General features: G+C 53.8%; 21 protein-coding genes and 1 pseudogene. 10 read left to right on the forward strand and 12 right to left on the reverse strand.

The window, feature by feature from the left end; translation table 11 throughout:
• Nucleotides 1-9: 9 nt before the first annotated feature.
• Complete coding sequence (locus CX651_RS07020) at nucleotides 10-885, reverse strand: 1,4-dihydroxy-2-naphthoate polyprenyltransferase (RefSeq protein ID WP_101055054.1); 876 nt, start codon at nucleotides 883-885, stop codon at nucleotides 10-12.
• A 233-nt stretch (nucleotides 886-1,118) separates the two neighbouring features.
• Between CX651_RS07020 and CX651_RS07025 the strand changes: the two genes are divergently transcribed.
• The 3 genes from CX651_RS07025 to CX651_RS07035 all read left to right on the forward strand — a co-directional run bounded on the left by CX651_RS07025 (nucleotide 1,119) and on the right by CX651_RS07035 (nucleotide 3,365).
• Nucleotides 1,119-2,003 (forward strand): SDR family NAD(P)-dependent oxidoreductase, encoded by an 885-nt coding sequence (locus CX651_RS07025; RefSeq protein ID WP_101055056.1) that lies wholly within the window; start codon nucleotides 1,119-1,121, stop codon nucleotides 2,001-2,003.
• A gap of 70 nt (nucleotides 2,004-2,073) precedes the next feature.
• The gene (tesB, locus tag CX651_RS07030) at nucleotides 2,074-2,937 is read left to right on the forward strand and encodes an acyl-CoA thioesterase II (protein ID WP_101055058.1); all 864 of its coding nucleotides are present in this window, start codon (nucleotides 2,074-2,076) and stop codon (nucleotides 2,935-2,937) included.
• An 11-nt stretch (nucleotides 2,938-2,948) separates the two neighbouring features.
• The gene (locus CX651_RS07035; RefSeq protein WP_101055060.1) at nucleotides 2,949-3,365 is read left to right on the forward strand and encodes a YbaY family lipoprotein; all 417 of its coding nucleotides are present in this window, start codon (nucleotides 2,949-2,951) and stop codon (nucleotides 3,363-3,365) included.
• Nucleotides 3,366-3,614: 249 nt separating this feature from the next.
• On the opposite strand, the gene CX651_RS07040 is transcribed toward CX651_RS07035, so the two are convergent.
• The 8 genes from CX651_RS07040 to dauA all read right to left on the reverse strand — a co-directional run bounded on the left by CX651_RS07040 (nucleotide 3,615) and on the right by dauA (nucleotide 14,834).
• Entirely contained in the window at nucleotides 3,615-5,924 is a 2,310-nt protein-coding gene (locus CX651_RS07040; protein ID WP_101055062.1) for a toxin-antitoxin system YwqK family antitoxin, read from the reverse strand.
• A 55-nt stretch (nucleotides 5,925-5,979) separates the two neighbouring features.
• Nucleotides 5,980-7,200 carry a sensor domain-containing diguanylate cyclase gene (locus CX651_RS07045; RefSeq protein WP_101055064.1) on the reverse strand — a complete coding sequence of 407 codons (1,221 nt, stop codon included), beginning with the start codon at nucleotides 7,198-7,200 and terminating at the stop codon, nucleotides 5,980-5,982.
• A gap of 68 nt (nucleotides 7,201-7,268) precedes the next feature.
• Nucleotides 7,269-8,348 carry a 5-(carboxyamino)imidazole ribonucleotide synthase gene (gene purK / locus CX651_RS07050; protein WP_101055065.1) on the reverse strand — a complete coding sequence of 360 codons (1,080 nt, stop codon included), beginning with the start codon at nucleotides 8,346-8,348 and terminating at the stop codon, nucleotides 7,269-7,271.
• Between the two features lies 1 nt (nucleotide 8,349).
• On the reverse strand, nucleotides 8,350-8,841 hold the full coding sequence (gene purE, locus CX651_RS07055) for a 5-(carboxyamino)imidazole ribonucleotide mutase (RefSeq protein ID WP_025010942.1): 492 nt from the start codon (nucleotides 8,839-8,841) through the stop codon (nucleotides 8,350-8,352).
• Between the two features lie 241 nt (nucleotides 8,842-9,082).
• Nucleotides 9,083-10,249 (reverse strand): PQQ-dependent sugar dehydrogenase, encoded by a 1,167-nt coding sequence (locus CX651_RS07060; RefSeq protein WP_101055067.1) that lies wholly within the window; start codon nucleotides 10,247-10,249, stop codon nucleotides 9,083-9,085.
• A 98-nt stretch (nucleotides 10,250-10,347) separates the two neighbouring features.
• Complete coding sequence (locus CX651_RS07065) at nucleotides 10,348-11,739, reverse strand: SPFH domain-containing protein (protein ID WP_101055069.1); 1,392 nt, start codon at nucleotides 11,737-11,739, stop codon at nucleotides 10,348-10,350.
• A 10-nt stretch (nucleotides 11,740-11,749) separates the two neighbouring features.
• Complete coding sequence (locus CX651_RS07070; protein WP_101055071.1) at nucleotides 11,750-12,835, reverse strand: alpha/beta hydrolase; 1,086 nt, start codon at nucleotides 12,833-12,835, stop codon at nucleotides 11,750-11,752.
• A 211-nt stretch (nucleotides 12,836-13,046) separates the two neighbouring features.
• Nucleotides 13,047-14,834, reverse strand: a complete 1,788-nt coding sequence (dauA, locus tag CX651_RS07075) for a C4-dicarboxylic acid transporter DauA (protein WP_101055073.1) — start codon at nucleotides 14,832-14,834, stop codon at nucleotides 13,047-13,049.
• Between the two features lie 373 nt (nucleotides 14,835-15,207).
• Between dauA and CX651_RS07085 the strand changes: the two genes are divergently transcribed.
• The 4 genes from CX651_RS07085 (at nucleotide 15,208) to CX651_RS07100 (ending at nucleotide 19,218) form a co-directional block, all read left to right on the forward strand.
• Nucleotides 15,208-17,100, forward strand: a complete 1,893-nt coding sequence (locus CX651_RS07085) for a vWA domain-containing protein (RefSeq protein ID WP_101055078.1) — start codon at nucleotides 15,208-15,210, stop codon at nucleotides 17,098-17,100.
• A 164-nt stretch (nucleotides 17,101-17,264) separates the two neighbouring features.
• On the forward strand, nucleotides 17,265-17,816 hold the full coding sequence (locus CX651_RS07090) for a sigma-70 family RNA polymerase sigma factor (protein ID WP_101055098.1): 552 nt from the start codon (nucleotides 17,265-17,267) through the stop codon (nucleotides 17,814-17,816).
• A complete protein-coding gene (locus tag CX651_RS07095) occupies nucleotides 17,813-18,640 on the forward strand; it encodes a hypothetical protein (protein ID WP_101055080.1) in 828 nt (275 codons plus the stop codon). The genes CX651_RS07090 and CX651_RS07095 overlap by 4 nt, the downstream gene beginning before the upstream one ends.
• Nucleotides 18,641-18,744: 104 nt before the next feature.
• Nucleotides 18,745-19,218 (forward strand): cupin domain-containing protein, encoded by a 474-nt coding sequence (locus CX651_RS07100; protein ID WP_101055082.1) that lies wholly within the window; start codon nucleotides 18,745-18,747, stop codon nucleotides 19,216-19,218.
• Nucleotides 19,219-19,446: 228 nt separating this feature from the next.
• Here CX651_RS07100 and CX651_RS07105 read toward each other — a convergent pair.
• Both CX651_RS07105 and CX651_RS07110 read right to left on the reverse strand, forming a co-directional pair.
• Nucleotides 19,447-19,861: pseudogene (locus tag CX651_RS07105) on the reverse strand (ribosomal maturation YjgA family protein).
• Nucleotides 19,858-20,196: a winged helix-turn-helix transcriptional regulator gene (locus tag CX651_RS07110; protein ID WP_101055084.1), complete on the reverse strand. Its 339-nt coding sequence runs from the start codon at nucleotides 20,194-20,196 to the stop codon at nucleotides 19,858-19,860. Before CX651_RS07110 ends, CX651_RS07105 begins: the two are co-directional and overlap by 4 nt.
• A 206-nt stretch (nucleotides 20,197-20,402) precedes the next feature.
• On the opposite strand from CX651_RS07110, the gene CX651_RS07115 reads away from it, so the two are divergent.
• Nucleotides 20,403-20,717, forward strand: coding sequence for a monooxygenase (locus CX651_RS07115; protein WP_025010933.1), 315 nt, complete (start codon nucleotides 20,403-20,405; stop codon nucleotides 20,715-20,717).
• A 134-nt stretch (nucleotides 20,718-20,851) separates the two neighbouring features.
• A complete protein-coding gene (locus CX651_RS07120) occupies nucleotides 20,852-24,118 on the forward strand; it encodes a S41 family peptidase (RefSeq protein WP_101055086.1) in 3,267 nt (1,088 codons plus the stop codon).
• Nucleotides 24,119-24,223: 105 nt separating this feature from the next.
• Here the strand turns inward: CX651_RS07120 and CX651_RS07125 are convergent, their stop codons facing one another.
• On the reverse strand, nucleotides 24,224-24,667 hold the full coding sequence (locus CX651_RS07125) for an OsmC family protein (protein WP_101055088.1): 444 nt from the start codon (nucleotides 24,665-24,667) through the stop codon (nucleotides 24,224-24,226).
• A 342-nt stretch (nucleotides 24,668-25,009) separates the two neighbouring features.
• Here CX651_RS07125 and CX651_RS07130 point away from each other — a divergent pair, with 342 nt between their 5' ends.
• Complete coding sequence (locus tag CX651_RS07130) at nucleotides 25,010-26,572, forward strand: S8 family serine peptidase (protein ID WP_101055100.1); 1,563 nt, start codon at nucleotides 25,010-25,012, stop codon at nucleotides 26,570-26,572.
• Nucleotides 26,573-26,726: the final 154 nt, after the last annotated feature.

Consider the following 26,726-nt stretch of genomic DNA (forward strand, 5'->3'; position numbering starts at 1 on the left):
ATACCTGGGTTAAAGGGTAAACACTAAACCTAAGCTGAATAGGGCGCTGAATATCATAGTCAGTTTGGCGGTGCGCCCCAGTAATGGATTCAATGCTGCGCCTGACTCCTGAATAAAATCGCTGGACAGCTTGCGGGCCATTAGCAGCGCAAGCCCCGTCAGCAGCACAGGTAGCCCAGGTAGCAAACCCAGCAGGAAGCCGGCGATAATCAGGCCGAAGGGTAAGTAAACCAGCGCCTGGTACAGCACCTTGGATTGGGCCTCACCTATGCGTACCGCCAACGTGCGCTTGCCGGCTTTTTCGTCGGTATAGATATCACGGGTGTTGTTAACCAGGCAGATGGCGGCATTGAGCAGGCCTACGGCGCTCCCCAAAATCCAGGCTGCAGTGCTGGTATCACCGGCCTGTAGATAGTAACTGCCGACTACGGCTACCAAGCCAAAGAAGATAAAGGCCGCCACTTCACCCAGGCCGTGTGAGGCCAGCGGGTATGGGCCGCCGCTGTAACCCAGGGCGCCCATAATGGAAGCCGCCGCCAGGATGGCAATCGGCCAGCCACCGTGCCAGATCAGGAAAGATCCCACAGCTAATGCCAGCAAAAGGCAAAAAATCATTGCATTACGCACTTTCAGCGGGTCGAGTAAGCCGCTCTGGGTGACCCTTATCGGCCCAAGTCGCTCCTCGGTATCTATACCATTTTTGAAATCAAAGTAGTCGTTGGCCAGGTTAACGGCAATCTGCAGCAACAGGGCACAGACCATGGATGCCACTGCAATGGTCCAACTAAAACTCTCCAGTTGCAGAGCCAGAATGTTGCCTATCAGCAAGGGGCCTATCGCCGCAGGCAAGGTGCGCGGCCGTGAGGCTAAAATCCAGGGATTCATTTTGTCAATTCTTCAGAGTTAAAGATGGGAAAACATGCTAAGGATACCAATTTTCCACTTGAAAGTTAGCACAATCGGATAAATGCATTTAACAGAGTTTGAGTCAGCGCACATTTGTACCCGTGCGGATTAAAAAAATGCAGCCATAATCAAATAACCTTAGGGGATTATGTGTTCTTATTGTTAAAGAATACCCGGTATTTCATGAGCTTATTACTAAAGCAGAGGTTAATATGATGGGGTTTGGGGGCAGGACAGCCCTTGTCAGCGGTGCCGCCTCGGGGTTGGGGCGCGCCTTTGCCATAGGTTTGGCTCAGCGTGGCGCCAGTCTGGCACTGCTGGACATAGACAGCTGCAAAGATACCTTGAATGCGATTTCTGCTTTGGGGGCCGATGCCAAAGCCTGGCACTGTGATGTTGCCGATGAGCAAGATGTTGCTTTGGTGCTGCAGGAAGCCTGTGACCACTTTGGCACTATAGAGTTGTTGGTGGCCTGTGCCGGGATCCATACCCCCTGCTCATTTGAAAAACTGACACCACAGCAGTGGCGACGGCAGTTGCAGGTGGATCTGGATGGCAGCTTCTTTCTCTGTCACGGACTCTGGTCGCGAATGAAGGCACAGGAGTATGGCCGGATCCTTTTGTTGGGTGGTGTTAGTGGACTGTTCGGAGATCTTTTCGAAAGTGCCTGGGCCAGTGCCAAGATGGCATTGTTTGGATTAACCAATAGTCTCAGTCGAGAAGGTGGCAATCATAACATCCGTGTCAACAGTCTCTATCCTTTGGCTACCACCCCAATGACGGAGCAACACCTGGCACTGCCGGTACAACCTTTATTTGGTTTGAACGCGCCATTGGCAGCCGGATTGTTTCTGCTCAGCGAGCAGGCGCCCAATGGGCAACATTTGTTGGCTGCAGCCGGCAGTATCAGTCGGGTGAGAATAGCGCAGACAGAGCCGGGTTACTTTAATGCAGATGCTTGTACTCCTGAACTTTTGGCCAGAGCTTGGCCAGAGTTAAGCGTGGCTACGCCACTGGGGTTCAGCGACAGCGGCGAGGCGCAAATTGTTAACTGGGCCAGACAAGCTGCCGCCGAGCATGATATAGAGATAGAGTAAAGTCATCTGGTCACGAAGGGCGGTTCTGGGTTAATCTTTGCGGTATATGTCAGCCAGTTAATAGAGTTTTATGAGCCAGGTTTTAGATGATCTCTTGTCACTGCTCGCGCTTGAACAGATAGAAATCGGACTTTATCGTGGCCAGAGCCAGGATCTGGGTTTTGGTCATGTGTTTGGTGGTCAGGTCATGGGCCAGGCCCTCAGCGCTGCCCGTCGTACTGTGCCGCAAGAGCGCCAGGTGCATTCACTGCATTCCTATTTTTTACGGGCAGGCGATGAAAAGTTGCCGATAGTCTACGAAGTCGAAAACATGCGTGATGGCGGCAGTTTCAGCGCCCGTCAGGTGAAGGCGATTCAGAAAGGGCGGCCGATTTTCTACATGACCTGTTCCTTCCAGGAGCCGGAAGTTGGGTTCAGCCATCAGGCCGAAATGCCAGAGGTTCCCGGCCCTGATGGGATACTCAATCAGCAGGAGTTGGCGATGACCATGAGGGATAAGGTGCCCTCCAGGATGCTGGAAAAGTTTATGGCCGATGCCCCCATCGAGATGCGTCTGGTCAATCCGCTTAACCCTGTAGCTCCAGCGGCCACTGAACCCGTTCGACATGTATGGATGCGGGCAAATGGTGCCTTGCCGCCCGAACATGAAATGCACGACTATCTATTGGCATACGCTTCGGATTTCAACTTTTTGGTGACGGCGGCTCAGCCTCATGGAGTGTCATTTTTGACCCCGGGGATGCGGATGGCCACTATAGATCATTCACTCTGGTTCCACAGACCTGTCAATATGGGGGAGTGGCTGCTGTATGCCATAGAGAGTCCCAATGCCAGTGGTGGTCGGGGATATGTGAGAGGGCAATTCTTTAATCAACAGGGCGAGCTGGTGGCTTCGGCCACTCAGGAAGGCTTGATGAGAATGACCGCCAAATAAGGGAAAGCAAGATGATTAAGTATGTGAAAGGACTGGTAATTGCTGCCGGGATAGCGTTTCTCGGCGCTTGTGTCACTGTTGACCCCAAAGCACCTATTATCGTTAACGGGGCTGCTGGTTACTTGGAAAGAGTGGCTTTGCCTCAAGGGTCCAGTATCACAATCGCCATCATAGATTTGGACACCCCCGGGGTAATAGTGGCGCAAAAGAGCTTTGATATCGCCAGGGCGCCGGTGCCGTTTAAGTTCATTTTACCGGCTGAAACCCTTGAGTCTGATGTCAACTATGGTGTAGTCGCCATGATCCAGTATCAAGGACGGGTGATTTTCCAAACCTACGACAGATACCCGGTGATCAACAATGACAAGTTCACCACCGAAGTGTTGATGAAGGCGGTGCCAATACCTCAGTTGGAACAACAACCTTGATTATTTGATATTGGTGCTAGGATCCCTGTTCGCGTGATGCCGTTTACTTTTGTAAACGGCATTTTTATGGTTACTGATGAGGCGGGCTGCGAAGGGGGGCTGTTTATTTCGGTAACCTGATATTAGCCGATTCTGCCAGGCTGGCTTACGACTCTAGCCTTGGCGACTTGTCTATTGAAACCATTTTCTCGCCAATAGATGTGCCAAAATTCACTATTCCCAACTAAAGCCACGAAACCAAGGGGAAAATTAACCATGGTGTTCAGTCTTTATCAGCTTGCCGAACTGGTCATAGAAGTTCCAGTCGCCTGACTCGCGATTGCTGATATAGCTGCCTTCGATACGCTTCTCACCATTGCTCCAGAAGGTCTGCCACAGTCCCTCTTTTCTATCCCTGAGGAAGCTACCTTTCTCGGCCAACTTGCCGTTGTTGTGGAAGTAACTGGCTTTACCCTCTTTCTGGCCTTTGAGCCACTGCTCATGGCTCTGTGGCTTGCCATTTTGGAAGTACTGGCTCAGTTTGCCATCGAGTTTTCCCTGCCAGTAGTTGGCTTGCTGCTTTAACTGACCGTTGCTGTAGTACTGCTCAGACTTGCCGTGCAGTACATCGTCCTTGAACTCCTGACAGGCGGCGAGCATGCCATCTTCAAACCAGCTTTGCCACTGGCCGGTTTTAGCTCCTTTTAGCAACTCGCCGGCCAGTTTCTGCTGCCCATTATCGACATAGTACTCGCTGTAGCTGCCGGTCTTGTCGCCATTGGCATAGGTTTCCTTGCGATAAAGGACGCCCTTGAAGCTGTAGTGCTCGCGTGTACCGTGCAACTTGCCGAGTAACCACTGGCTCTTGATCCTGACATTGCCCTCGGGGATGGTGCCAAAGGTGGGATCCTCCTCTTCGTAGCGGTAGTCTATCCAGCTACCTGTCTTCTTGTTGTTCAGGTACTCCCCCGTGACGCGACGGCGGCCATGATAATACTCGGCATATTGGCCATTGAGTTTGCCTTTGACAAAGGTCTGCTCCCGGCTCTTGACCCCTTCGCGATACTGAATCCAGAGCCCGTCCTTGTCGCCGTTGAGATATATGCCTTCCTCATTGGGATCGCCGTTGGCGTACCAGCGCTTGAAGACGCCATTAAGCGGATAGCGATAATCCTTGGCGGCCTTGTCTTTGGCATAGTGGGCCAACTCCCTGGGGTTGCCATTGTCATAGAAGCTTTCATATTTGCCGACCCACTTACCGTCTATGACTTCGCCCTGTTCCTGCACTGTGCCATCTTCAAAGTAGCGGATGGACTTTCCGGTTTGCTTATCGTGCTGGTATTGCACCAGGCTGCGTTTTTTACCGTTCGGGAAATAGCGGACAAAGTCGCCGTGACGCTCCCCCTGTTGCCATTGGCTGGACTCTTGTAAAACACCGGCGCTGAAACGCTGATACAAGCCGTCACGCAGGCCCATGGCAAACTGGGACTTTTCCAGGGGCTTGCCGTCGATATCGAAACGCTCATACTTGCCATGGCGGGGATACTGACCGTTGTCGCTCACTCGGCTATCGTGAAAGGTTTCCAGCTCAGCTAACTGGCCATTGGGGTGAAAACGCTTCTGTACGCCAGTTTGCAGGCCGTTTTTGTAGTGCTGCTCTATGACCAGCTTGCCTTCACTGTTGAAATACTCTTGGATGCCATCTTTTTCGCCGTCATTGAAATGTTCATTGCCCAGTAGCACGCCTTTATCGTCGAAGGTTTGACATTGGCCCTGACGCTTGCCTGCGCGGTAAGCACATTTGACCGCCAGTTCGCCGCCGGGGTGATATTTCAGACTTTCGCCGTCACGTTCTCCGGCGCTGAAACGGGTTTCGCTCTCTTTACTGCCATTATCAAAAAAGCTCTGCCAGACGCCCTGACGTTGGCCATTGGCATCGAATTTACCTTTGACCCTGATGACTCCCTGGGCGTTTTGTTCCAGGTACTCGCCAAAGAGTTGGTTGTTGGCATATTGCTGACTTTGGGCCTGGGTGCCGTTTTCATAGAAGCTCTGCCATTGGCCATGGCGCAGGTTATTGGTATAGGTTTCACTGGCCTTGAGTTTACCGCTGGCGTAGAAGCGTTTGACCTGCTCTTTGTTACCGTTGCGGTAGAATACGCTTTCATCGAGGCGGCCATTGCTGTCAAAGGTTTGCCATTCCCCTTCGGGAACGCCTTTATTGAACACCTGTAATTCGGTCATCTGGCCGCTGAGGTCATACATGCGCCAACTGCCATTTTGATAGCCCTGGTAATACTGGCCTTCAACTAATTTGGTATTGTTGGGGTGAAATACTTGCCAGCGGCCATTGGGTAATCCTTGAGAGAAAGTCGCTTGGGTATAACCTTGGTTATCGCGAACGATGGTGACCTCGCCATTGAGGGGCATGCCACTGGCCAGATTGTAATAATGGGGGATACCGTCCTGCTGCCGGACTTCCACCATTAAGGAAGAGAGGTTTTGTGCCGCCTGCGCCTGTTGCAGCAAAGTCGATGTGCCCACTACCAACATTGTCATGATGGTGAGATGTTTATGCATAGCTTCTCCTTGTTACCGACCACTACAATCCCGTCATTGGGATCCGGTTCTTTCCTTATTTGAGTTCACTCTTGCGGGCTTTTTTATATTGGTACATCTGGTTGTCTGCCAACCTGAGACTCTGTTCCACATTGCCATTGAAAGGTGCGATGCCGGCGCTGAAATACACGGTAACCTTATCGGCGGTCAGCTTGGACTCGACTTGCCGTAAGCGTTCTCTGAGCCAAGTTTCACTGCCGTAACAGAGTAGCACAAACTCATCGCCGCCAAAGCGGCTCACCAGCGACGGTGTGGGGAAACCAAGTTTTAGCTCGGTTGCCAAACGTTTGAGCGCAAAGTCACCGGCACCATGACCCAGACTATCATTGATTTTTTTCAGGTTATCCATATCCAGCAGCACCAGCATGCTTTCTATGTTGTTCTTGGGCTGCCACTTCAGGGCTTGCTCTTCAAAATATTTGCGATTGGTGAGCCCCGTCAGGCTGTCAAAGTTGGCTAATCGGTGGATCTGACGGGACTTTTGGTACAGGGCGATGGCATTGGCGGCTTCATGGGTCAAAATAGCCACCAGATCCCTGTCATAGTTGCTGAAGCTGGCAACCAATGAACTGTCGAGGTTGAGCATGGCATAGAGCTTGCCATCAATATGGAGTGGGCTCGAAAGCGTTGCTCTAATAGGAGGGGTGGCGGCGTTTAACAATAATGCTTGAGCTTCAGGACTTAGGCCACTTTGGGCGTTGAGTTTACGCATATCGTTGACGACCACTACCCGGTTGCAACGGCCACTGGTCAACCTATATGCGAAAGACTGCTCCAGAGTCATATTCAACTGCTGCAGTTTAGTCATATCCAGCCCTACAGCCGCTTCAAAATGTAACTTGTTGCTGCCGGGCTCCACCAGGATGATGGAGCCCATTTCGGCGCCATCTATCATGGCAACGGCTTTACTCAACAGGGCATTGAGAAAGGCGTGTTCGGTTTCATATTGACTTGAAAGATGCACTAATTCGAAGGTGGCTTCGTTGATACCCAGTACCTGCTCCAGGTGTTGCCACAGTCGGCCCAGCCGCCCTTGATGGACAAAGTAGCCCAGACTGTAGGCCATGAAATAGATAACAGAAACCCCGCCCCACTGCAGCCAGGGAAGTTCTCCTGCTGGACTGGTAACCCAAAATAATAAGGCTATCAGTAGCAGCGGCAGTAACATAAGCAGCAGATGATAACGCAGATCCAATGTGTCTATCTTCTGCTTTTTGAGTCCGTTCTGATCCAACAAATCCTGAAAGCCCTAAAGTTATACCTTGAATTGAACTAAAAGGCGGGCAACCCTTGCCCGCCCGTTTTTCAGCCAAACTCTGCCTGTATCCATGAGAGTGGTGCCTGATACTGAGTCGGCATCCACTGCTTAAGCTGGTTGATACTGTCTGTCAGCGCGTTTTTATCCAGTACCGATAGGTTCAGGTGGCCAACCTTACGGCCGGGGCGCACCTCTTTGTCGTACCAGAACAGCTCGGCATTGGCCAGGCTCAGCCAACGGTCGTCCTTATCTATGCCTATCAGGTTGACCATCACACATTGGAAGTTAACCTGAGGCGTCATCAGTGGCAATTCGCACAAGGCCCGCAGGTGCAACTGGAACTGATCCATATGAGTGCCTGCTTGAGTCCAGTGCCCTGAGTTGTGCACTCTGGGAGCCAGCTCATTGACCAGCAGGTGATTGCCCACCCGGAAACACTCCATCGCCATCACCCCCACATACTCAAGCTCATGCATTATGCTGCTGAGCATAGTCTCGGCCTCGGCCTGCAATGGTTGCAATCGCGCCAAGGGGGCTATCGATGCCATCAGAATGCCATCCTGATGCAGATTGAGTGTCAAGGGATAAAAGAAGCACTCGCCGCTGCGGCTGCGAACCCCAACCAGAGATACCTCTTCATCGAAGGGGATCGCCTGTTCGGCAATCGCCTCATTGCGCCAATCGGCTGGGATAGTGCTCGACTCGGCTTGCTTCAACCAGTGCTGCCCCTTGCCATCATAGCCGCCGGTGCGGCGTTTCAATAGAACTCTTTCACCATATTTGTGATAAAGATCATTGGCTTGGGTGTTATCATCCAGCAGTTCCCAAGGCGCAGTAGCCACCTTGAGCTGATCCAGCAGGGATTTTTGGGTGTATCTGTCGGCGAGGCGGCCAAATACCGGGCCATTGATGAAATGGCAGTGCTGCGACAACTGCAGGCTCAGGGGCGATTCCGGCCACTGCTCACGCTCGGCGGTAATAATATCTGTGTCTGTCAGCGGCAACTTTTCATCGCTTGGCGCCATGATATCCACGGGGCGGACATCTATCGCCAGTGGTTGGCCGGCATGACGCAACATGGCACCCAGTTGGCCATCGCCCAGTACCCAAACTCTCTTGTCAGCCATCTCAGTCTTCCCTCGGATCCGGATTATCCAGTACCGCGCGGGTTTGAGCTTCGCGGAAGGCTTCGAGGCGCTCGGCCAGTTGCGAGTCCTGAGTTGCCAGCATTTGGCAGGCCAGCAGGCCGGCATTGAATGCTCCGGCTGTCCCTATGGCCAGCGTTCCCACGGCAATCCCCTTGGGCATCTGCACTATCGATAACAGGCTGTCCATGCCGCTGAGGGCCTTGCTTTGTACCGGCACGCCCAGTACAGGCAAGCGGGTCTTGGAAGCTATCATACCCGGCAGGTGAGCAGCGCCGCCGGCACCGCCTATGATGACCTTGTATCCTTTGTCTGCTGCTGATGCGGCAAATTCCATCAATTTGTCTGGGGTTCTATGGGCCGAAACCACTTCGACATGGTAGGGCACCTTGAGAGAATCCATGATCTCTGCGGCCGCTTCCATGGTGGGCCAATCACTCTTGGAACCCATTACAACAGCAACGAGGGCTTGCATGATAACTCCTTAACTACTGATTTTATTTATAATATTTTGCCTGTTTCCAGGTCGGGTACAGTAACGGAAGGTGCAAACCAGTCCCATGCGTGCTCTGCGTGGGCTTACAGGACTGGATACAAGGCGTGGTTCGCAGCTTCCTTATCCCGGCGTTGTTCCCAAGGCCGGGCGATAATGGCTGCAGATAATATCATGACAGGACGGCGCGCGCTGCCCTTGAACACTGTGTTTCGGACAAAAATCAGCCCGAATAAAAGATGCGATAGAGGCGGCCTTGGGCATCGTCGGCTATCAGCAAGGAACCATCCGGTAACTGCAGTACATCGGCGGGGCGTCCGGATACGGTTTCGCCCTTGAGCCAGCCTTCGGCAAACACCTGAGGTTCACCGGCCTTGCCCTGTTTTATCGGCACGAAACGCACTCGATATCCTACCTTGCTGGACCGGTTCCAGGAGCCGTGCTCGGCAATAAAAATGCCGCCGTGATAGGCCTTGGGGAAGCTGTCGCCGCGATAGAAGGTCATCCCCAGCGCCGCTACATGAGCACCCAGCTTGACTTCAGGAGAGCTGAAATCGGCAGGCTGCTTACCTTTGCCGAATTCAGGATCCAGGGTATCCCCTTGATGAACGTAGGGATAACCAAAATGTTGGCCGCGCTGACTCAAATGATTGAGCTCATCGGCTGGCATATCGTCTCCCATCATGTCGCGGCCATTATCGGTAAACCACAGCTGGCCACTGATAGGGTCGAAGTCGAAACCGACACTGTTGCGCACACCGGCGGCTTCGAGCCTTGGTTGTTTGCTTTGGAGATCCAGGCTGATTATTTTGCTGTAGTCGCTGCCGGCATCACAGATATTGCAAGGCGCACCTATGGGTATATACAGGCGGCCGTCGGCGGCAAACTTGAGGTATTTCCAGCCGTGATGCTTATCTGTGGGTAAGTCATCATAAAAGATTCGATAACTCGGGGAAGCACTCTGACTCAGTTGCTGCTCGATATTGTCAAAGGCGAGAATTTGGCTCACGGCGCCCACATAGAGAGTCTGGTCCCGAAAGGCCAGCCCGGAAGGCATATTGAGCCCGGAGGCGATCACTTTAACCCTGTCGTGGCGGCCATCGGCATCTGTATCTATTGCGGCATAGACTTTACCTTCGCCGCGACTGCCGATAAAGAGTGTGCCTTGGCTGCCAAGCGCCATCTGGCGGGCATTGGCGACATTATCCAGATAGACTTCTATCTCAAAGCCCTGGGGCAGGCGGATATCCTTCAGTACCGATGGCGCTGAATTTTCAGCCAGTGCAGAGCCACTCACGGTAGCTGTCAGCAAAGCCGCCGTCGAGAGAGCCGCTGCAAGCGAGATAGCGCGGCGTAGCGGGCGCAGTGAAACGGATGAATGCATAGACATAAGGCCTCCTTGCGGTTGGGCATATCAGTATGACCTGAAATGAAGGCAAATAAAAAGGGAGGCCGAGCCTCCCTAAAATTGACTTTCTAACCAGTCCGTTATTTAACGGATGCTTTGCTGCCAAGGGCGGTGCTTTTTTCCATCAGTCCCAACGCCGACAAGCCGGTGATCACGTCCAGATTGGAGGTCATGCCGTTGCCGCCACTGCCGTTGATATAGTTCTTCGGCATATCCACCTTGAAGTTGGGCAGGTTCTGATACAGGGCGTTGGCCACATCCCGGTTCAGCTCGGCCAGATACACCTTCTCATGAGCACCCAATGCCTTGTATTTCGCCGCCAGTACGTCGGCTTCGGCTATCCCTTTTTCACGGATCGCCTTGGCCTCAAACATGGCCGAGGCCGAGTTGGCTTTCTGGATCTCCAGGTTGGCCTGGGCGATTTCCAGCTCCTTGGCCTTGCTCAGAGTGGCGATATCTTTCTTCTTGCGTTCTTCCACTAGTTCACGCTCGGCGATTTGCCGCGCCACTTCAACCTCTTTTTGCTGGGCAATAACCGCCAGCTCCTTGGCACGCTGGGCATCCTGTACTTCGCGGGTCCGCTGGATCTCTTTGCGCAGCTGCTCCGTCTTGGCCTGAGCCTTGGATGTTTCCTGCTCCTGAATGGTGCGGATCCGCTCGGCAACCAGTTTTTTCTTGTCGGTCAATAGCTTGTCCAGCTGATCTTCCGGCTTGGGATCGCCAATGGTGACCTGGGTGACCGTGATGCCATAGTGTTTAAGCGGGTTGTCCTGACGTACAGGATTACCGCTCTTGTCGGTAATAGGCACTGTCTTCCACACCAATTGTTTGGTGGCTTGCAGCTTGTTGGAATCTTCCTGATCGAAGCCAACCGGCACCAGATCCACTTGCTCGACTTCAACCTGGCGCCGCTCAGTGGTGTAGATACCGTTGCTGAGCTGATCCGACAATTGTGCCTTGAACTGATTGAGGCCGCCCTGGAAAAACTCTTCGCCGGTATATTGGGTCGAGGTGATCACAGTGACGTTGCGGGCGTTCTTGATCAACATGGTGTCAATCAGGTTGTCGTTGGAGCGAAACTCCCGATGCATCGTCTTGAGCTGCTCGGGATCATAAGACAGCTTGAAACGGAAAGTGGCCGGTACCTGGCCTGTGTAGGTATCGGCAAAACGTACCTGCAGCGCCGGCAGACGTTGGTAGAATACCTCGCCCTGGTTGTTGCCAAAGGAGACGGTAACGACCTGATCATAGCGGGTTATTTTCGACAGAAACGGCATGCGAAAGTGAATGCCGGGCTCGGTGAACACATCCAAAGAGCCGGTAACATTGTTTTGATGCACATAGGTGTAACCGGCATCTGTCATCAATACTGAGCTTTGGGCAATACCCAGGGCCGCCAAAACGCCCACCCCAATCAGAATGCGCTTGGGGGTAAAATAGGATTTAAAACCTGAGGTACTTTTCAGTTCCATCTAATCTTCCTTAATTGAGTTCCAATACGAAATTGACATAATCCGGGTATTTCTGCTGCCAGGCATCATCAAAGAAATGTCCGCCCTGATGCGGTTTGACCTGCAGTTGATTACCCGGGCTAAAAAATTGTTCCAGCTGTTTATCCAGCGCCAGATTACTGCTGTGCTCCTGTTCGCCGTATGAGATAACCAGTCGCTTACCGGCGGGCGCCGAAGCCTGGATTTCGGTTTGCATACCGCCTGCAGACAATAGCAGGGCGCCGACATAATCATTCGGGTGTTTGGCCAGCAGGTGAGCGCTGTGAAGGGCACCCTGGGAAAAGCCCATCAATGCCACTTTCTGCCTGTTGACAGGGCTGTTCTTTGCCGCCTTGGCTAAAGCCTGCTGCACTGCCTGGTGACTGGATTCGGTTTCGGTTCTGGCCCAGCGGAAGCTGTGCTCATTGAGCTTTTCCGTGCCGTTGATGCCGATAAATATTGCCCGTTCAGTTGTCAGCAGTTTGGCCATATGGGCACTGTTACTGCCTTCGGTGCCATAGCCGGATAACCAGACCAGCACGGGCCAGCCATCTTTGGGGGCAGGCCCCTTGGGTTGGTAGATATAAGCCTTACCCGTATCCTTGGCGTGCTGAAGATAACGGCTCTGACTGTTTTTAAGTACAGTGCGGTACTCATCCGTGTCTCTGATGGCGTTAAGTTCGTCGTCTTCCTCGAGCATGATATATTGCCACAGGCCACGGTTGTCGGCTTGCAACAGCATTTCGATGGCTTGCTCTTTAAGTTCCAGCATTGCCAGAGTACCGGCGGCTTGATAGGGCGCCCAGATATTACTGCTATCGCGCTCAGTAGCCATCAGGTAATAGGCGAGGGCGCCGGCGTAGTTGTTGTAGCGGCTTTTTTCATTATCCCCCTGGGCGATAAAGTCTTCCGCATTGGCCTGACTCAGATACAGGTTGGCTATCGGGCTCATCGCCTGCCAGCGGATCTCTGCCTCCGTTTTTTCTTCATCTGCCAGCGCCAGTTGGCTTAGGCAGAGCAGTCCCAGTCCGGCTCCCCATTTCAACAGGTGGTAGCGCTTAGTGTGTTTGGTTTCCATCCCCAGTCCTTTGTCTTGTGGCGGCGATTCGCATTGCACTTTTTCGAGTGCTTTTTTAGTCAGCGCGCATACTAGCAGATTAGCTTTAGTGGGGGGATAGCCAATTTCTTACAATTGTGTCAGTAGTTTGCGATGATTATTGCTTTGGCTGGATAAGCGAGCGCCCGGGTAAAACCGGGCGCGGGAAGATACAAGCAACGGCAAGTTAACGCTATTGTGCCGGTTTGCTCTGGGTGGCTTTTGCAGGAGTTTGGCCATCCGTACTGAGCGGCACCTGTTCTTCAATCAGCTCTCTCAAAGTGGGATAGAACTTGAGTACACCTTCGATAGGCTGAACCTTGGCCTTGGCCAGGGTCCGGATCGGCTGGAACTGCAGATCGGCAACCAGCAGACGGGTATCGTTACTTTGGCATTTGCGTATCAATTTATTCAACGCCGCCATGCCACCGGCATCGAGAATCGACACCCCATCCATATAGAGCACGATTGTTTGTTTATTCTGGGTCATTTGCGCGATTTCAGCAAAGATGCGCTCTGCCGCGGCAAAAAACAGCGGGCCGTTGATCTTCAGTACTACCCAATCGTTCGGTAACGGCCGGTCAATATAACGTTTATTGTGGCTGATATCGTAGAGCCGGGTCATCTCGGCGATCTCTTTCATAAACAGCAGGGCTGCCAGCATGATCCCGAAGGAGATGGCGATCACCATGTCGAACGCTACAGTCAGGAAAAAGCAGCTTAAGAACACCCAGATATCGCTGCGCGGCGCGGTTTTCAGCAGTTGCCAGGCTTTGGGAGCTTCGCTCATGTTCCAGGCCACTACCAGCAGCAAGGCCGCCATGGCAGCCATTGGCAGGAAGGAAAGTAAGCCTGCCAGCGCCACCAGCCCCAGGAGTACCACCAGGGAGTGGATAATTGCCGATATCGGGCTGAAAGCACCGGCCTTGACGTTGGCCGCGCTGCGGGCGATTGCGGCTGTGGCTGTGATACCGCCAAAGAAAGGGGCCACTATATTACCTATCCCCTGGCCAAGCAGCTCACTGTTGGCGCTGTGACGCTTACCTGTCATGCCATCGAGCACGACGGCGCACAGCAGGGATTCGATGGCGCCCAACATGGCGATGGCAAAGGCAGCCGGAGCCAGCGCTTTTACCATCTGCCAGGAAAGCCCCAGAGGTTCCCCATCCGGCCCAGGTTGCAGCCAAGGCCACTCAAAGCTTGGCAGGAAGGGCGGAATGCCATTGCCTTGGCTACCATCGGGCAGTAGATAATGGAAGCGGCTGCCTATGGTTTCTACCTCTTGCCCAAAACTGCCAAGCAGCAGTGCAAGTAGACTGCCGACTATGATAGCCGGTAGATGCGCCGGCACAGGCAACTTCAGTTTTGGCCATAACAACATTACAGCCAGAGTGACCAATGCCACCACTAAGCTGGGAAAATCGGTTTGTGGCAGTGCCAGCGCCAGTACCTGCAGCTTTTCACCGAACTGCTCCGGCATGCTGTCTATGGGGAGGCCGAAGAAGTCTTTCAGCTGCAGAACGGCAATGACCACGCCTATCCCGGCGGTAAAGCCCAGCGTTACCGATTGGGGAATATATTGGATAAGGCGACCAAGGCGCAGCAGCGCCATGGCTATCAGAATCCCCCCTGACATCATCCCCGCCATTAGCAGACCGGCGAGACCAAACTCCTGGGCTATGGGATAAAGCAGCACCACAAAGGCGGCGGTTGGGCCAGAGATGGAATAGCGTGAGCCGCCGGTAAGGGCGATGATAAAGCCGCCTATGATAGCGGTATAGAGACCATATTGAGGGGCAACACCACTGGCGATAGCCAATGCCATGGCCAATGGAATGGCGATGATCCCCACTGTGACCCCGGCCATCAGATCTTGACCAAAGTGCTTACCACTATAGCCTTCCTTGGCGATGACTTCACGCAGGGCATGGCCCAGGCGCAAAGAAAAGAGTTGGGTTCTGAAATTGCTTATGTGAGGCACGTCGACAGGGCTCCAGAAAATCGAACACGGCTTGTGGCCGGAAAAAAAGAGCCGTTATTTTAGGCTTCTGCAAACCCATCTTGTGTGATGTATGGCTCAAAAGCTAAATTTTAAGCTTTTTTTTGGGTTGAAAGTGTGTTTGGTCGGAGGTGGTTGTGCTTCTCAGGTTTGCCCATCTTTTTTCTCTGCCTTGGTCGCTTGGTGTTTCTCAGCCATCATCCAACAGCGCTTTGGTTTATTGGCAAGATTTATTGTGAGTTCAATAACCCTTTTGCTTCTGCTGTCCGTTTGCAATAACAACAGCCAAATAAGGAGAAATGTTATGAAGGCGACAATGTTAGCAGGCACGTGCAAGGTGAGTAGCAAAGGGAAGATGGGGATAAATCAAAGCGCGGCCATTGCCGGGCGTCGGTATCATCTTAGCCTGTTGGCCATTTTAGTTGGCAGTTTGGGGTTGGCCGCTTGCCAGCCACAGCAGTCCCATGAGCCACCCAAGGTCGCCAATCAAGCGAGTGAGCCTCAGTCCTCTGAGGTTGAAACTACTGTGCTGCCAAGCAAAGACCCCGGGCAGGATATTGTGAATGCTATAACCCAAGCGCAAGCCCAGAAATTAGCCGTCAGCGCCGCCGCATCGCCGCGGACTTTGTATCAGCCCAATGTCCAGCCAAGAAGCTTGAGCGTGCCATCTGAATTGACTCTGGCGGATGTGAATTATCCCAGCGCCACAGTGCTCGCCAATGGCTCGGAGGTGTATATCGCCAACGGCATCATGGTGGCGGGCGAGACGCCGCTATCGACCTTTTCCGTTGACGTGGACAGCGGCAGTTACAGCCTGATGCGGCGCAGTATCAACCTGGGAGCATTGCCCCCCAAGGGTACAGTGAGAGTCGAGGAGTTGATTAACTATTTCTACTACAACTACCCACAGCCGGACAAAGGCGAGCCTTTCTCCATCAGTACTGAGCTGGCGCCGTCGCCTTACAATGAAGGCAAGATGCTGCTGCGTATCGGGCTTAAGGGCTATGAAGTGCCGGCCAGTCAGATAGGTGCCGCCAACCTGGTGTTCTTGCTGGATGTTTCCGGCTCCATGTCATCGCAGGACAAGTTGCCGCTGCTGAAATCGGCCATCAAAATGCTCAGCGACACGCTCACCTCACAGGATAAGGTGTCGATAGTCGTCTACGCCGGTGAGGCCGGCGTAGTACTGGACGGTATCAATGGCGCCGATAGCGAGAGCTTAGACGCCGCTTTGGCTGAGCTTAAGGCCGCCGGTGGCACCAACGGCGGTGAAGGCATCCAAACAGCTTACCGTTTGGCCCGCAAGCACTTTATCAGTGGCGGGGTAAATCGGGTTCTGCTGGCCACCGACGGCGACTTCAATGTAGGCCTGACCAGCAGGCAGGAGCTGCTGGCGCTGGTTGAACAACAAAAGCAGCAGGGGATAGGCCTGACAACTCTGGGGTTTGGCCTAGGCAACTACCGCGACAGCATGTTGGAGCAGTTGGCGGATAAGGGTAATGGCCAATACGCTTATATCGATACCTTGAGCGAGGCTCGTAAAATCCTGGTGGAGCAGCGTAGCGGCACCCTGCTGACCATAGCGTCGGATGTCAAAGTGCAGCTTGAGTTCAACCCGGCGCTGGTGGCCGAGTATCGCCTCATCGGCTATGAGAACCGCGCCCTCAAGCGGGAGGATTTCAACAACGATAAGGTCGACGCCGCCGAAATGGGCGCCGGACATGCGGTGACGGCCCTGTATGAGCTCAGCCTTACGGATTCAAATCATCTGGCCAACGATGCATTGCGCTATGGTCGCGACCCTGTCAGCGGCAAGGAAAAATACAGCCGTGAAGAGCTTGGCTATCTGAAACTGCGAGCCAAACCGCCCTTGAGTGACAGCAGCAAAGACAGCAAGAGTCGGCTTTATACTCACGCCATTCGCCTGGACTCGGCCCAAAAGTCGCTTGCGCTCGCCAGTGATGATCTGCGTTTCGCCGCGGCGGTAGCCGGGCTTGGGCAACTGCTTAACGGCTCAGTGTATCTGCACGACTTTGACTGGCGCCAGGTCGCCGAGCTTGCCGATTCGGCCAAGGGCGAAGACCCATACGGTTATCGACATGAGTTTGTCAGCCTGGCTCGCAGCGCCGCACTGTTGGCCGAGCAACCCGGGATTAAGAAAGCCATGATTAACAAAATCAGCGCCGAACCTATGTCCGAACCCATGCTTGAACTTATGCCGGCCTCCGGATTTAAGCCGCTGGAATAGGGGCATAGGCAAAACTGAGACCCAGAGTCGCGCCATTGGGGTTTACAGTCCAATGGCATGGGGGCAAACTCTCATCCCAATAGCCAACTAAGCTGCCGGTCAGGAGAGAGAATTTGGAACAACAAAGGCAAACGGGATTGCCAAGTGGTGAGGATGAGACCTGGATGCTGGCTTATGCCGCCGGAGATGCCCAGGCCTTTGAGCGCCTCTATCTTAAACATAAGGGCGGACTCTACCGGTATTTTGTCCGCCAGTTAAGTGACATGGCCTTGGCTGAAGACTTGTATCAGGAAACCTGGAGCCGGGTGATCAAGGCGGCGCAGAGCTATCAAGCCAGTGCCAAGTTTACCACCTGGTTGTACCGGATAGCCCACAACCTGCTGATTGACCATGTGCGGGCGGTTAAACCGGTCGACAGTCTCAGCATAGATGAGGACGAGCCGGATGCGCAGGCCAATCTGGTGGGCCCACAAACCGCCGAGCCGGATAGCGAGTTGCTGCGAAGTCGTCAGGTCGCCTGGCTCAAGGAGTGCATCGGTCTCTTGCCCCAGGTGCAGAAGGAAGCCTTCTTGCTGAATCAGGAGTCCGGGCTGACGGCGCAACTGATCAGCGAAGTGGCCGGGGCGACGCTGGAGGCCACCAAGAGCCGGATACGTTATGCCTATCAGAGCCTGCGTGACTGTTTGGGGCGCAAGACCCAGGAGAGCATTGAATGACAGAGAACAAACGCGATGATGCTGCCACGCCAGAGTCGCAGATAGATGCGCTCTATCGTGAAGGTGCTGTCGAGCAGCCGCCCCAGACCTTGGATCAGCAAATTCTGCAGCAGGCGAGGGACAACTGCCGCCAAGCGCCAGAGGTGATCCGTCCGGCGCCCGGTTTCTGGCAAAAGCACAGATATGGCCTATCTGCCGCGGCTTCTGTGATGCTGGTGGCAGGACTGTTTATTCTGAATCCCGAACTGCGAAATTCATCGGCGCCGCAGCTTAGTGCCCCGGCCAGTCTGGAAATGAGCCCGCAGGCAGATAGCGCTGAAGATGCGGCGCAGCCCGCCAGGCTGCAACCCATGACCGCCAAGCGAGCGGCACCTCAGGAACAAGCTGTTCAGCAACAGGATATGCCTCCTCAAGAAAGTGCTGCAAAGAATCGCGCCGTGGCAGAGGATACTGTGCAGCAAAGAGCGAGAATGGCCCCCAGGCAGCAACAAGCTCTGGCCGCGTTGCCAAGGGATATCGACGGCCGTTTGGATCGGCTGACAAGTGCCATCGAAGTCGGTGAACTTGAGCAGGCGGCAGTGCTGGTACGAGGCATAGCCGCAGATTATCAACTGACGCTGCCGGATACCTTGGCCAAGGCCTTGAATCCAAATGAATCGGCCCAGGTGGAAGAAGCGGCACTGCAGCAACTGAAGCAGCAGTCCTTTATCCATCAGGATACGGCGCCCGAGAATGCGCAAGTGCTTAACCGGGAGCAGAGCGAGCGCTGGCAAGCCTTGCTTGAGCGTCTCAAGCAGAGTCTCGAAGTCAAAGAGAATCACTGAGACTAAGGACTGAGCTTAACTTAAAAAGAGTTATCGGGAAGTCCGTCAGTTTTAATCCATTACGGGGCAGGGAGCCTGCCCTCATTTTAATAACAGGAGTTTTTATGTTGACCGCCGATGATGTTATCCAGGCACTCGAGCTTGAGCCCCATGTTGAGGGCGGGTATTTCGGTCGTTCATTCGTCTCGGACAGCCGGTTTGATGACAGCCGTAACCTGTGGACCAGCATCTACTTTATGCTCAAGACGGGTGAAAAGTCCCACCTGCATCAACTGACGGCCGATGAGATGTGGTACTTCCACAGTGGTGAGTCGCTGACAATCTATATGATCTCCGAGCAGGGTGAGCTGACCGAGGCTCAACTCGGGATGGACTTGGCCAAAGGTGAGCGGCCACAGGTCTTGGTGCCCAAAGGCACTATCTTTGGTTCGGCAATGAATAACCCGGGCTATTCGCTGGTAGGTTGTATGGTGGCACCTGGCTTTACCTTCGATGACTTCAAGCTGTTCGGCCGTGATGAACTGCTCGAGCGTTTCCCTCAGCATCAGGCGTTGATAAACCGCCTGACCCGCGACTAGCGAGCTTTACAAGGTTTACGCTTATTTTGAGCCGTGACTTTTAAACCGTAACTTTTAAACCGCTATTTTTGAACCGTCAAATCCCCGGGGGGGGCAGGTGCTAACCTGCTCCCGATCTTTTAGCCCAAGTTAGTGGATAATTCTCAGTCTTAATACCGCCCAGGCGGTGCAGATATTGGCCTAATACAGGGGATAAGCACCGAAACTGAGTTTTATTTCAGGGATTATTCACCGGCCCTTGAGCTTGGATCTTCCCGGAAAAGACAGCGCAATGGAACCAGGGAGTAACAGCAGGCAACCCAGGCTGTATGCCAGCAGATCCAGCCAATCGAAGTGGCTGCCGATAACGATTCGTGCCAGGCGAATATGGCCCAGCCCCAGCTTATCCACCAAGCCAAAGGCCTGGCCAAACTCTATGGCGAAGGCAAATGCCAACACCAAGGGAAGCAGCAACCGACTTGCCCAGGGGCTCACGGTTTTAAGGGCGCAAAACATCAATATGACTACCAGCAGATCGCATAAACCCGCGGATGAAGCCGGGCGGGGCGTAGCGGGCTATCAATACTTCAATACCGAATAATAAAACAGTGGCCAAGGCAAAATGCCAGCGCTTCAAGCCATCGAACCAGGGCACAGGTTTCATTGGGGCTCTCCCGTCAGCAAGTCGGCGTTTTGCTCGGCAAAAAGGTGCATCTGTTCCAGCAGCGGCAACAGTGCCATTCCAAGCGGACTGAGACGATAGTCGACTCTGGGTGGCACTTCAGGGTAGAGAGTACGGGTGAGTACGCCGTCTTGCTCCAATTCCTTTAGCTGAGCGGTCAGCACTTTTTGACTGACACCGGGCAGATGTCGTTTTAGGTAGCTGAAGCGCTGTGGTTGCTGTTGCAGCAGGAACAGAATGGCGGGTTTCCACTTGCCGCAGATCAGCCGCAGAACCTGATAGGCCGGGCAGAGAGGGGCTTGCTGATTGAGTGTCATAAGGCTGGGCGCAAGTTACTTTAGGGTAACTATGCCACTAATTTGTGCCTCCTTGTAGCGAACGCGCAGCAGTTTTATGATTTTATCAGGAAGGTCCTCACGGCGCTCTCTTGAAAGAGAGCGGCTAAAACAGTGACAGGCGTTCAAGGCCTGTCACTTGTTTGTATCTTCCCTGACATTTATCCGCAAACCAAGGGGAGGGTTGAATGACCACTCTATTGCAAATCGATTTTGAATTTCCCGCCGAAATGATGGGCGATGCCCTGACTGAGCAAGCCAAGCCTCTGGCCGAGTCCATTACCCGGGAGCCGGGTTTCATTGCCAAAATCTGGACTGAAAACCCACGCAGCGGCGAGGCCGGTGGCATCTATCTGTTTGAAGATGAAGCCAGCGCCGAAGCTTACGCCTGCATGCACTCACAACGAGTGGCGGCCATGGGCGCCCACAACATACGCATCAGGCTGTTCGATGTGAATGAATCCTTGAGCAAAATAACCCACGGCTGGCCGCTATCAGTTTGATTTTTCAGTATGCCTGCCGACACATTTGCTAAAACTTCTGTCGTCGGCAACAGCTGAATCCCGCTGCTTTCTCTGTTAACTTGTTGGGCTCGTAAAACCGTACCAACAGACCAATAACAGAGATAGAGGCATTCATGAAACTTCGTCACTCCGTGGCCTGCTGTATGCTGGCATTGGGAACTTTGGGCAGTGCAGCCGCCTACGCCGCAGAAGCGGGCCAGGGCTATTACCGTTCGCCCGCGATTCATGACAACACCCTGGTGTTTACTGCCGAAGGGGATATCTGGACTCAGAAGCTCGGGCAGGACAAGGCCGCCCGGTTGACCAGCCTGCCGGCCGAAGAGTTGAATGCCAAGATCTCTGCCGATGGAAAATCGCTGGCGTTTACCGCCAACTATGACGGTGCCCAGGAAGTCTATGTGATCCCCATGAGCGGCGGGATAGCCAAGCGCGTCAGCTTCGAAAACAGCCAGGTACGGCTGCAGGGCTGGACCGCAAATGGCGAAATTCTCTATGCCACAGACAATGCCCAAGGGCCGGCGAATTACTGGGTGCTGCGTTCGGTAAACCCGGATACCCTGACAACCCGCGATCTGCCGCTGGCCGATGCCATAGAAGGCGTGGTTGACCCACAAGGCGAGTATGTCTACTTCACCCGCTTTGGGCTGCAAACCACAGGGGATAATGCCAAGGTGTACCGCGGCGGCGCCATGGGCGAACTGTGGCGTTATCAACTGGGGCAGGACAAAGAGGCCGTGCGGCTGGCCAAAGAGCATCAGGGCTCGCTGCGTCATCCCATGCTGTGGCAGGGACGGGTCTATTTTGTCTCGGATGCCGATGGCAACGCCAACATCTGGTCTATGGCCAGCGATGGCTCAGATCTTCAACAGTTGACTCAATATCGTGATTTCGAAGTGCGCAGCCCCTATCTGGATGGCGGCCGCATAGTGTTCCAGCTGGGCGCCGATATTCACCTGTGGGACCTGGCTTCCGGGAAGGAGCAGAAGCTGGATCTGCGTCTGGCCTCCGACTTCCCCGAGCGGCGTGAACATTGGGTTAACGATCCGCTCGATTTTGCCACCAGTGCCAGGCTGGCCCCGGCAGGAGACAAGGTGGTCATCACTGCCCGCAGCCATGTGGCGCTGGCGACTACAGATGGTTCCCGTCTGGTAGAGCTGGACTCGGACGGCAAGCATAGAATGCGCAACGCACTGATGAGTCATGACGGCCGTTGGGTCTATGCCATCTCGGATGCTTCCGGTGAGCAAGAGATCTGGCGTTATCCCGCCGATGGCAGCGCTGGCGCCAAGCAGCTGACCCAAGATGGCAACACATTGAGAATGAGCCTGGAGCTGTCGCCCAATGGTCGTTATTTGGCCCATGATGATTATGCCGGTAATTTGTGGCTGCTGGATCTCAAAGACGGCAGTAATAAGAAGATAGTGACCAACAACGAAGGTCTTGGCCCCTATGCCGATATCCGTTGGTCGCCGGATAGCCGCTTCCTGGCTTTGACTCGCTCGGAAGTCGGTGCCCAGCGCAGCCAAGTGATGCTTTACTCACTGGAATCCGCCAAGGGCGAGATGCTGACCAGCGACAAGTACGAGTCTTTTTCGCCCAGCTTCAGCCCGGATGGTCAGTGGCTCTATTTCCTGTCAAACCGTGAGTTCCAGGCCACTCCAGCTTCGCCCTGGGGCGATCGCAACATGGGCCCCGTATTTGACAAGCGTAGCCAAATATTTGCCCTGGCATTGAGTCAGGATGCCCGTTTCCCATTCCAACGTCCCAACGAACTGCAAGGCGTTGCTGCCGGTGATGAAAAGGCCGCCGACGATAAGCTGAAAGTGGATTGGCAAGGCCTGAAGTCGCGGCTGTGGCAAGTCCCCATCGAGGCGGGTAATTACCAGAAACTGCAGGTGTTGGGCCCGGGCCTCTATCTGCTCGATAGCGATATCACAGGCAAACAGTCGGCGCTCAAGCTGGTGAAGTTTGACCCTTTGAGTCCCAAGTTGGAAACATTCGCAGATGATGTGCGCGATTATCAACTCTCGGCCGATCAGAGCAAGGTATTGCTGCGGAAGCAGAGCAATCCCAAAGAGATGGTGATAGTGCCAGTGGGTGACCAACTGCCGGGCGATCTCAGCAATGCCGTGGTGCAAACATCCCAGTGGCAACTCGCCATTCAACCGCGTCAGGAGTGGCAGCAGATCTTTGAAGATGCCTGGCTGATGCACAGAGACTCTTTTTTCGACAACAAGATGCGCGGGGTCGATTGGCAAGCCGCCAAGGCCAAATATCAGCCATTGCTGGACCGGCTCACCGACAGACATGAGCTGAATGATATCTTCACTCAGATGATGGGTGAACTGGATGCGCTGCATTCGCAAGTGCGCGGCGGTGACTTTGCCAAGGATCCCGATATGCCCAAGGCCGCCGAGCTGGGAGCACGTCTGAGTCAGGTGAAAGATGGTGTCAAGGTCAGCCATATCTATCGCACCGACCCTGAACTGCCGATGCAGGCCTCACCGCTGGCGCGCCCCGGGGTCGATGTCCGTGATGGCGACATCATCACCCATATCAATGGCCGGAAATTGGCTACCCTGGCGCAGCTCACCTCTATGCTGCGTAATCAGGCCGACAAACAGGTGCTTTTGGGACTCAAGCGCGGCAGCAAACAGCACAAGGTAATAGTGCAGGCGATCAGCAACCGTGACAACGCCAAACTCAGGTATCTCGATTGGGTCAATGCCAATGCCGATAAGGTGGCCAAGGCCAGCGACGGCAAGATAGGTTATCTGCATCTGTATGCCATGGGCAGTGGTGATATTGAGAGCTTTGCCCGCGAGTTTTACGCCAACTACGACAAGGATGGTCTGGTTATCGATGTGCGCCGCAATCGTGGCGGTAATATCGACAGCTGGATTATCGAAAAGCTGCTGCGTAAGGCCTGGGCCTTCTGGCAACCTACAACAGGCGCGCCTTATGTCAACATGCAGCAGACGTTCCGCGGCCACCTGGTGGTGCTGACAGATCAGTTGACCTACTCCGATGGTGAAACTTTCTCCGCCGGCATAAAGGCACTGGGATTGGCGCCCTTGGTGGGTAAACAGACGGCGGGCGCCGGGGTGTGGCTTTCGGGCCGCAACAGCCTCACCGACCGGGGCATGGCGCGGGTTGCTGAATATCCTCAGTATGCTATCGATGGCCGCTGGGTGCTTGAAGGCCGCGGTGTCAGCCCGGATATCGAGGTCGACAATCTGCCTCTGGCAACCTTCAAAGGCAAAGATGCTCAGCTTGAGCGGGCTATCAGTTATCTCAAGGATGAACTGGTTCGCGAGCCGATACCGGCATTGAATGCTCGCCCCATGCCCCCCAAGGGCGAAGCGGACGATATTAAGTAAGCATGCAGCGATAAAAAACAGGGGATGCATTTGGCATCCCCTGTTCAGGTGTTAGGGTGTTATCGGCCAAGTGGTTCCCGGGCCGGTGACACCCGTTTTTATTGCTCAGAAATTGATTTCCACTTCGGTATCTGCCGCCAGTGAGTTGGCGATAAAGCAGTTAGCATGTGCCTTTTCGTGGATCTTTTCCAGTGTTTCCCTATCTATCTCAGCGCCTTCGGCAAAAGTGACTTCAGGGTTGAGGCTCATACGGGTCACGGCAATTTTGCCAGACTCCTTCTTGCCGATTTCTGCGGTGGCGTTATCCCGGTAGCTCTCGACCGGTAAGCGCTTCAAGTGAGCTATGGTCAGGAAGGTCAGCATATGGCAGGACGACAATGCCGCCAGCAGACTCTCTTCCGGGTTGACCTTGGCCTCATTGCCTTTGTATTCGGGGGCTGCTGACGCCAGCAGCTGTTGGCCAGTACCAAAGTCTATTTGATGATCTCGATTGAACTCTCCCTCGGGCGCCGGGCTGGTTTGCCAGGATACGGTCAGATGAAAACTCAATTGGATGCTCCTTGAGACGGTTTGCAAAGTAGCGGCCACTATAGCCTATTTGCCAAACCCTTGTCTGCCACAGGTCATCACGATTCCATTTGGCTTATTTGTTTTGGGTGTTTTCAATAATTTTGTTGTTTTATTTGGTTGATTTAATTTGTTATTTTTAATTTTTTACTTCTAATTCTTTAGTCTGATCTCTTTGGTCATTCCACCTACTTTAGTCTTGCATCTGAAGTCTTGCAGCGCTATAACAACATAGTGTGTAAACACTTTGTTTCAGTTGTTAATAAAAATAATATTTCGAGATGAATCGAAATGCAGACCAAAAACAAATTGCAGGAGAACATTATGCAGGCATTTTACAAGCCCCTCGCAGCAGCGGTGACTTTGGCGCTGTGCGTCGGTGCACAGGCTGCAGATAACGAGCGCTACATAGTCAAGTTCAAGGAGGGGAAAGGCCCCAGCACTATGGCTCAGATGAAGGCCATGGGTGCCAAAATGGAGCTGGATCTGTCGGCCCACAACGCCGCCGCTTTTTCTATCCCGGCTCAGGCTCTCAAGGGCCTTGCCAACAATCCCAATGTGGAATATGTCGAAGCGGATGTGAAGCGTTTCCCGCTTTCACAGATAGTCCCTTACGGTATTCCCATGGTGCAGGCCGACCAACTCAGTGACGCCCAGACCGGCAATATGAAGGTCTGTATCATAGATTCGGGTTACCAGTTGGCTCATGAAGACCTATCGGGCAACAATGTTGATGGCACCAATGATCCGGGTACCGGCAACTGGTACACAGATGAAAATCATCATGGTACCCATGTGGCCGGGACGATTGCCGCGCTCAACAATGGGGTTGGTGTGGTAGGCGTAAACCCCAACGGCAATCTTAACTTGCACATTATCAAGGTATTCAATGCCGATGGTTGGGGCTATTCATCCAGCCTGGTTGCCGCACTGGACAAGTGTGAACAGGCCGGCGCCAAGGTAATCAACATGAGTCTGGGTGGCAGCATGAAGAGCCGCACCGAGGACAGCGCCTTTGCTGCCGCCGACAGTCGCGGCATTCTGAGTATTGCTGCAGCCGGTAACGACGGTAATACCCGTCACTCTTATCCGGCATCTTATAACTCTGTGGTGTCGGTTGCCGCAGTGGATGCCAACAAGCAGCATGCGGATTTCTCACAGCGTACCAGTCAGGTTGAGCTCTCCGGCCCGGGGATCGGCGTACTTTCCTCTGTGCCTATGGGCACTGCATTGGTAGCTGCTGCCGCTGTTGCCGGCAATGGTTATGAGGCCATAGGTATGGAAGGCTCACCTACAGGTAGCGCCGCCGGTACTCTGGCTGACTGCGGCACAGGTGAGAGCCAGTGTGATGCCGCCGGCAAGGTGTGTTTAATTCAGCGCGGTAATATCGCCTTCTCCGACAAGGTGCTCGCCTGTGAAAACGGCGGTGGTGTTGCGGCCATTATCTACAACAATGAGCCGGGTGCCTTGAACGGGACTCTGGGTGAGGTGGTTACCGCCATTCCGTCTGTGGGTGTGAGTGATACCGATGGTGCGGCCATGTTGGCGGCCGTGGGCAGCAATGCCAGCGTTGATATCGGCGCGGGTAACTATGCATACTTCGACGGCACTTCGATGGCGACACCTCATGTGGCCGGGGTTGCGGCCTTGGTGTGGAGTCATTTCCCTCAGTGCAGCAACAGTGACATTCGTGCGGCATTGCGTGCCACCGCCGAAGATCTTGGCGCTTCCGGCCGTGATGATGAGACAGGTTATGGTCTGGTACAGGCCAAGGATGCTGTGGATTATCTGACCGCCAATGGTTGCTCCGGCAGTGGCACCGGCGGTGGCGGTGACACAGGTGGATGTAAGGGTAAAGGCTGTAAAAATCCGAAAAATCCTCGCTGATTGCTGGATCTCTTTTGAGATACACACTAAAAAGCGCTGCAGTTGCAGTAATGCCGTTCACTTAGTGTGAACGGCATTTTTCTTAGGCTTAATGGGATACTTGTTTTTACTCATTTTTAACGCACGTGGATAGGCTCTATCCCGTTTCCCATCA

It is taken from the genome of Shewanella chilikensis (assembly GCF_002836945.1).
GTDB lineage: Bacteria > Pseudomonadota > Gammaproteobacteria > Enterobacterales > Shewanellaceae > Shewanella > Shewanella chilikensis.

Excerpts from the sequence above, each read along its gene's own strand:
- CX651_RS07020 (WP_101055054.1), bottom strand. The coding sequence starts at position 885 with ATGAATCCCTGGATTTTAGCCTCACGGCCGCGCACCTTGCCTGCGGCG.
- CX651_RS07025 (WP_101055056.1), top strand. The coding sequence starts at position 1,119 with ATGATGGGGTTTGGGGGCAGGACAGCCCTTGTCAGCGGTGCCGCCTCG.
- tesB (WP_101055058.1), top strand. The coding sequence starts at position 2,074 with ATGAGCCAGGTTTTAGATGATCTCTTGTCACTGCTCGCGCTTGAACAG.
- CX651_RS07035 (WP_101055060.1), top strand. The coding sequence starts at position 2,949 with ATGATTAAGTATGTGAAAGGACTGGTAATTGCTGCCGGGATAGCGTTT.
- CX651_RS07040 (WP_101055062.1), bottom strand. The coding sequence starts at position 5,924 with ATGCATAAACATCTCACCATCATGACAATGTTGGTAGTGGGCACATCG.
- purK (WP_101055065.1), bottom strand. The coding sequence starts at position 8,348 with ATGGCTGACAAGAGAGTTTGGGTACTGGGCGATGGCCAACTGGGTGCC.
- purE (WP_025010942.1), bottom strand. The coding sequence starts at position 8,841 with ATGCAAGCCCTCGTTGCTGTTGTAATGGGTTCCAAGAGTGATTGGCCC.
- CX651_RS07060 (WP_101055067.1), bottom strand. The coding sequence starts at position 10,249 with ATGTCTATGCATTCATCCGTTTCACTGCGCCCGCTACGCCGCGCTATC.
- CX651_RS07065 (WP_101055069.1), bottom strand. The coding sequence starts at position 11,739 with ATGGAACTGAAAAGTACCTCAGGTTTTAAATCCTATTTTACCCCCAAG.
- CX651_RS07070 (WP_101055071.1), bottom strand. The coding sequence starts at position 12,835 with ATGGAAACCAAACACACTAAGCGCTACCACCTGTTGAAATGGGGAGCC.
- CX651_RS07085 (WP_101055078.1), top strand. The coding sequence starts at position 15,208 with ATGGGGATAAATCAAAGCGCGGCCATTGCCGGGCGTCGGTATCATCTT.
- CX651_RS07090 (WP_101055098.1), top strand. The coding sequence starts at position 17,265 with ATGCTGGCTTATGCCGCCGGAGATGCCCAGGCCTTTGAGCGCCTCTAT.
- CX651_RS07095 (WP_101055080.1), top strand. The coding sequence starts at position 17,813 with ATGACAGAGAACAAACGCGATGATGCTGCCACGCCAGAGTCGCAGATA.
- CX651_RS07100 (WP_101055082.1), top strand. The coding sequence starts at position 18,745 with ATGTTGACCGCCGATGATGTTATCCAGGCACTCGAGCTTGAGCCCCAT.
- CX651_RS07110 (WP_101055084.1), bottom strand. The coding sequence starts at position 20,196 with ATGACACTCAATCAGCAAGCCCCTCTCTGCCCGGCCTATCAGGTTCTG.
- CX651_RS07115 (WP_025010933.1), top strand. The coding sequence starts at position 20,403 with ATGACCACTCTATTGCAAATCGATTTTGAATTTCCCGCCGAAATGATG.
- CX651_RS07120 (WP_101055086.1), top strand. The coding sequence starts at position 20,852 with ATGAAACTTCGTCACTCCGTGGCCTGCTGTATGCTGGCATTGGGAACT.
- CX651_RS07130 (WP_101055100.1), top strand. The coding sequence starts at position 25,010 with ATGCAGGCATTTTACAAGCCCCTCGCAGCAGCGGTGACTTTGGCGCTG.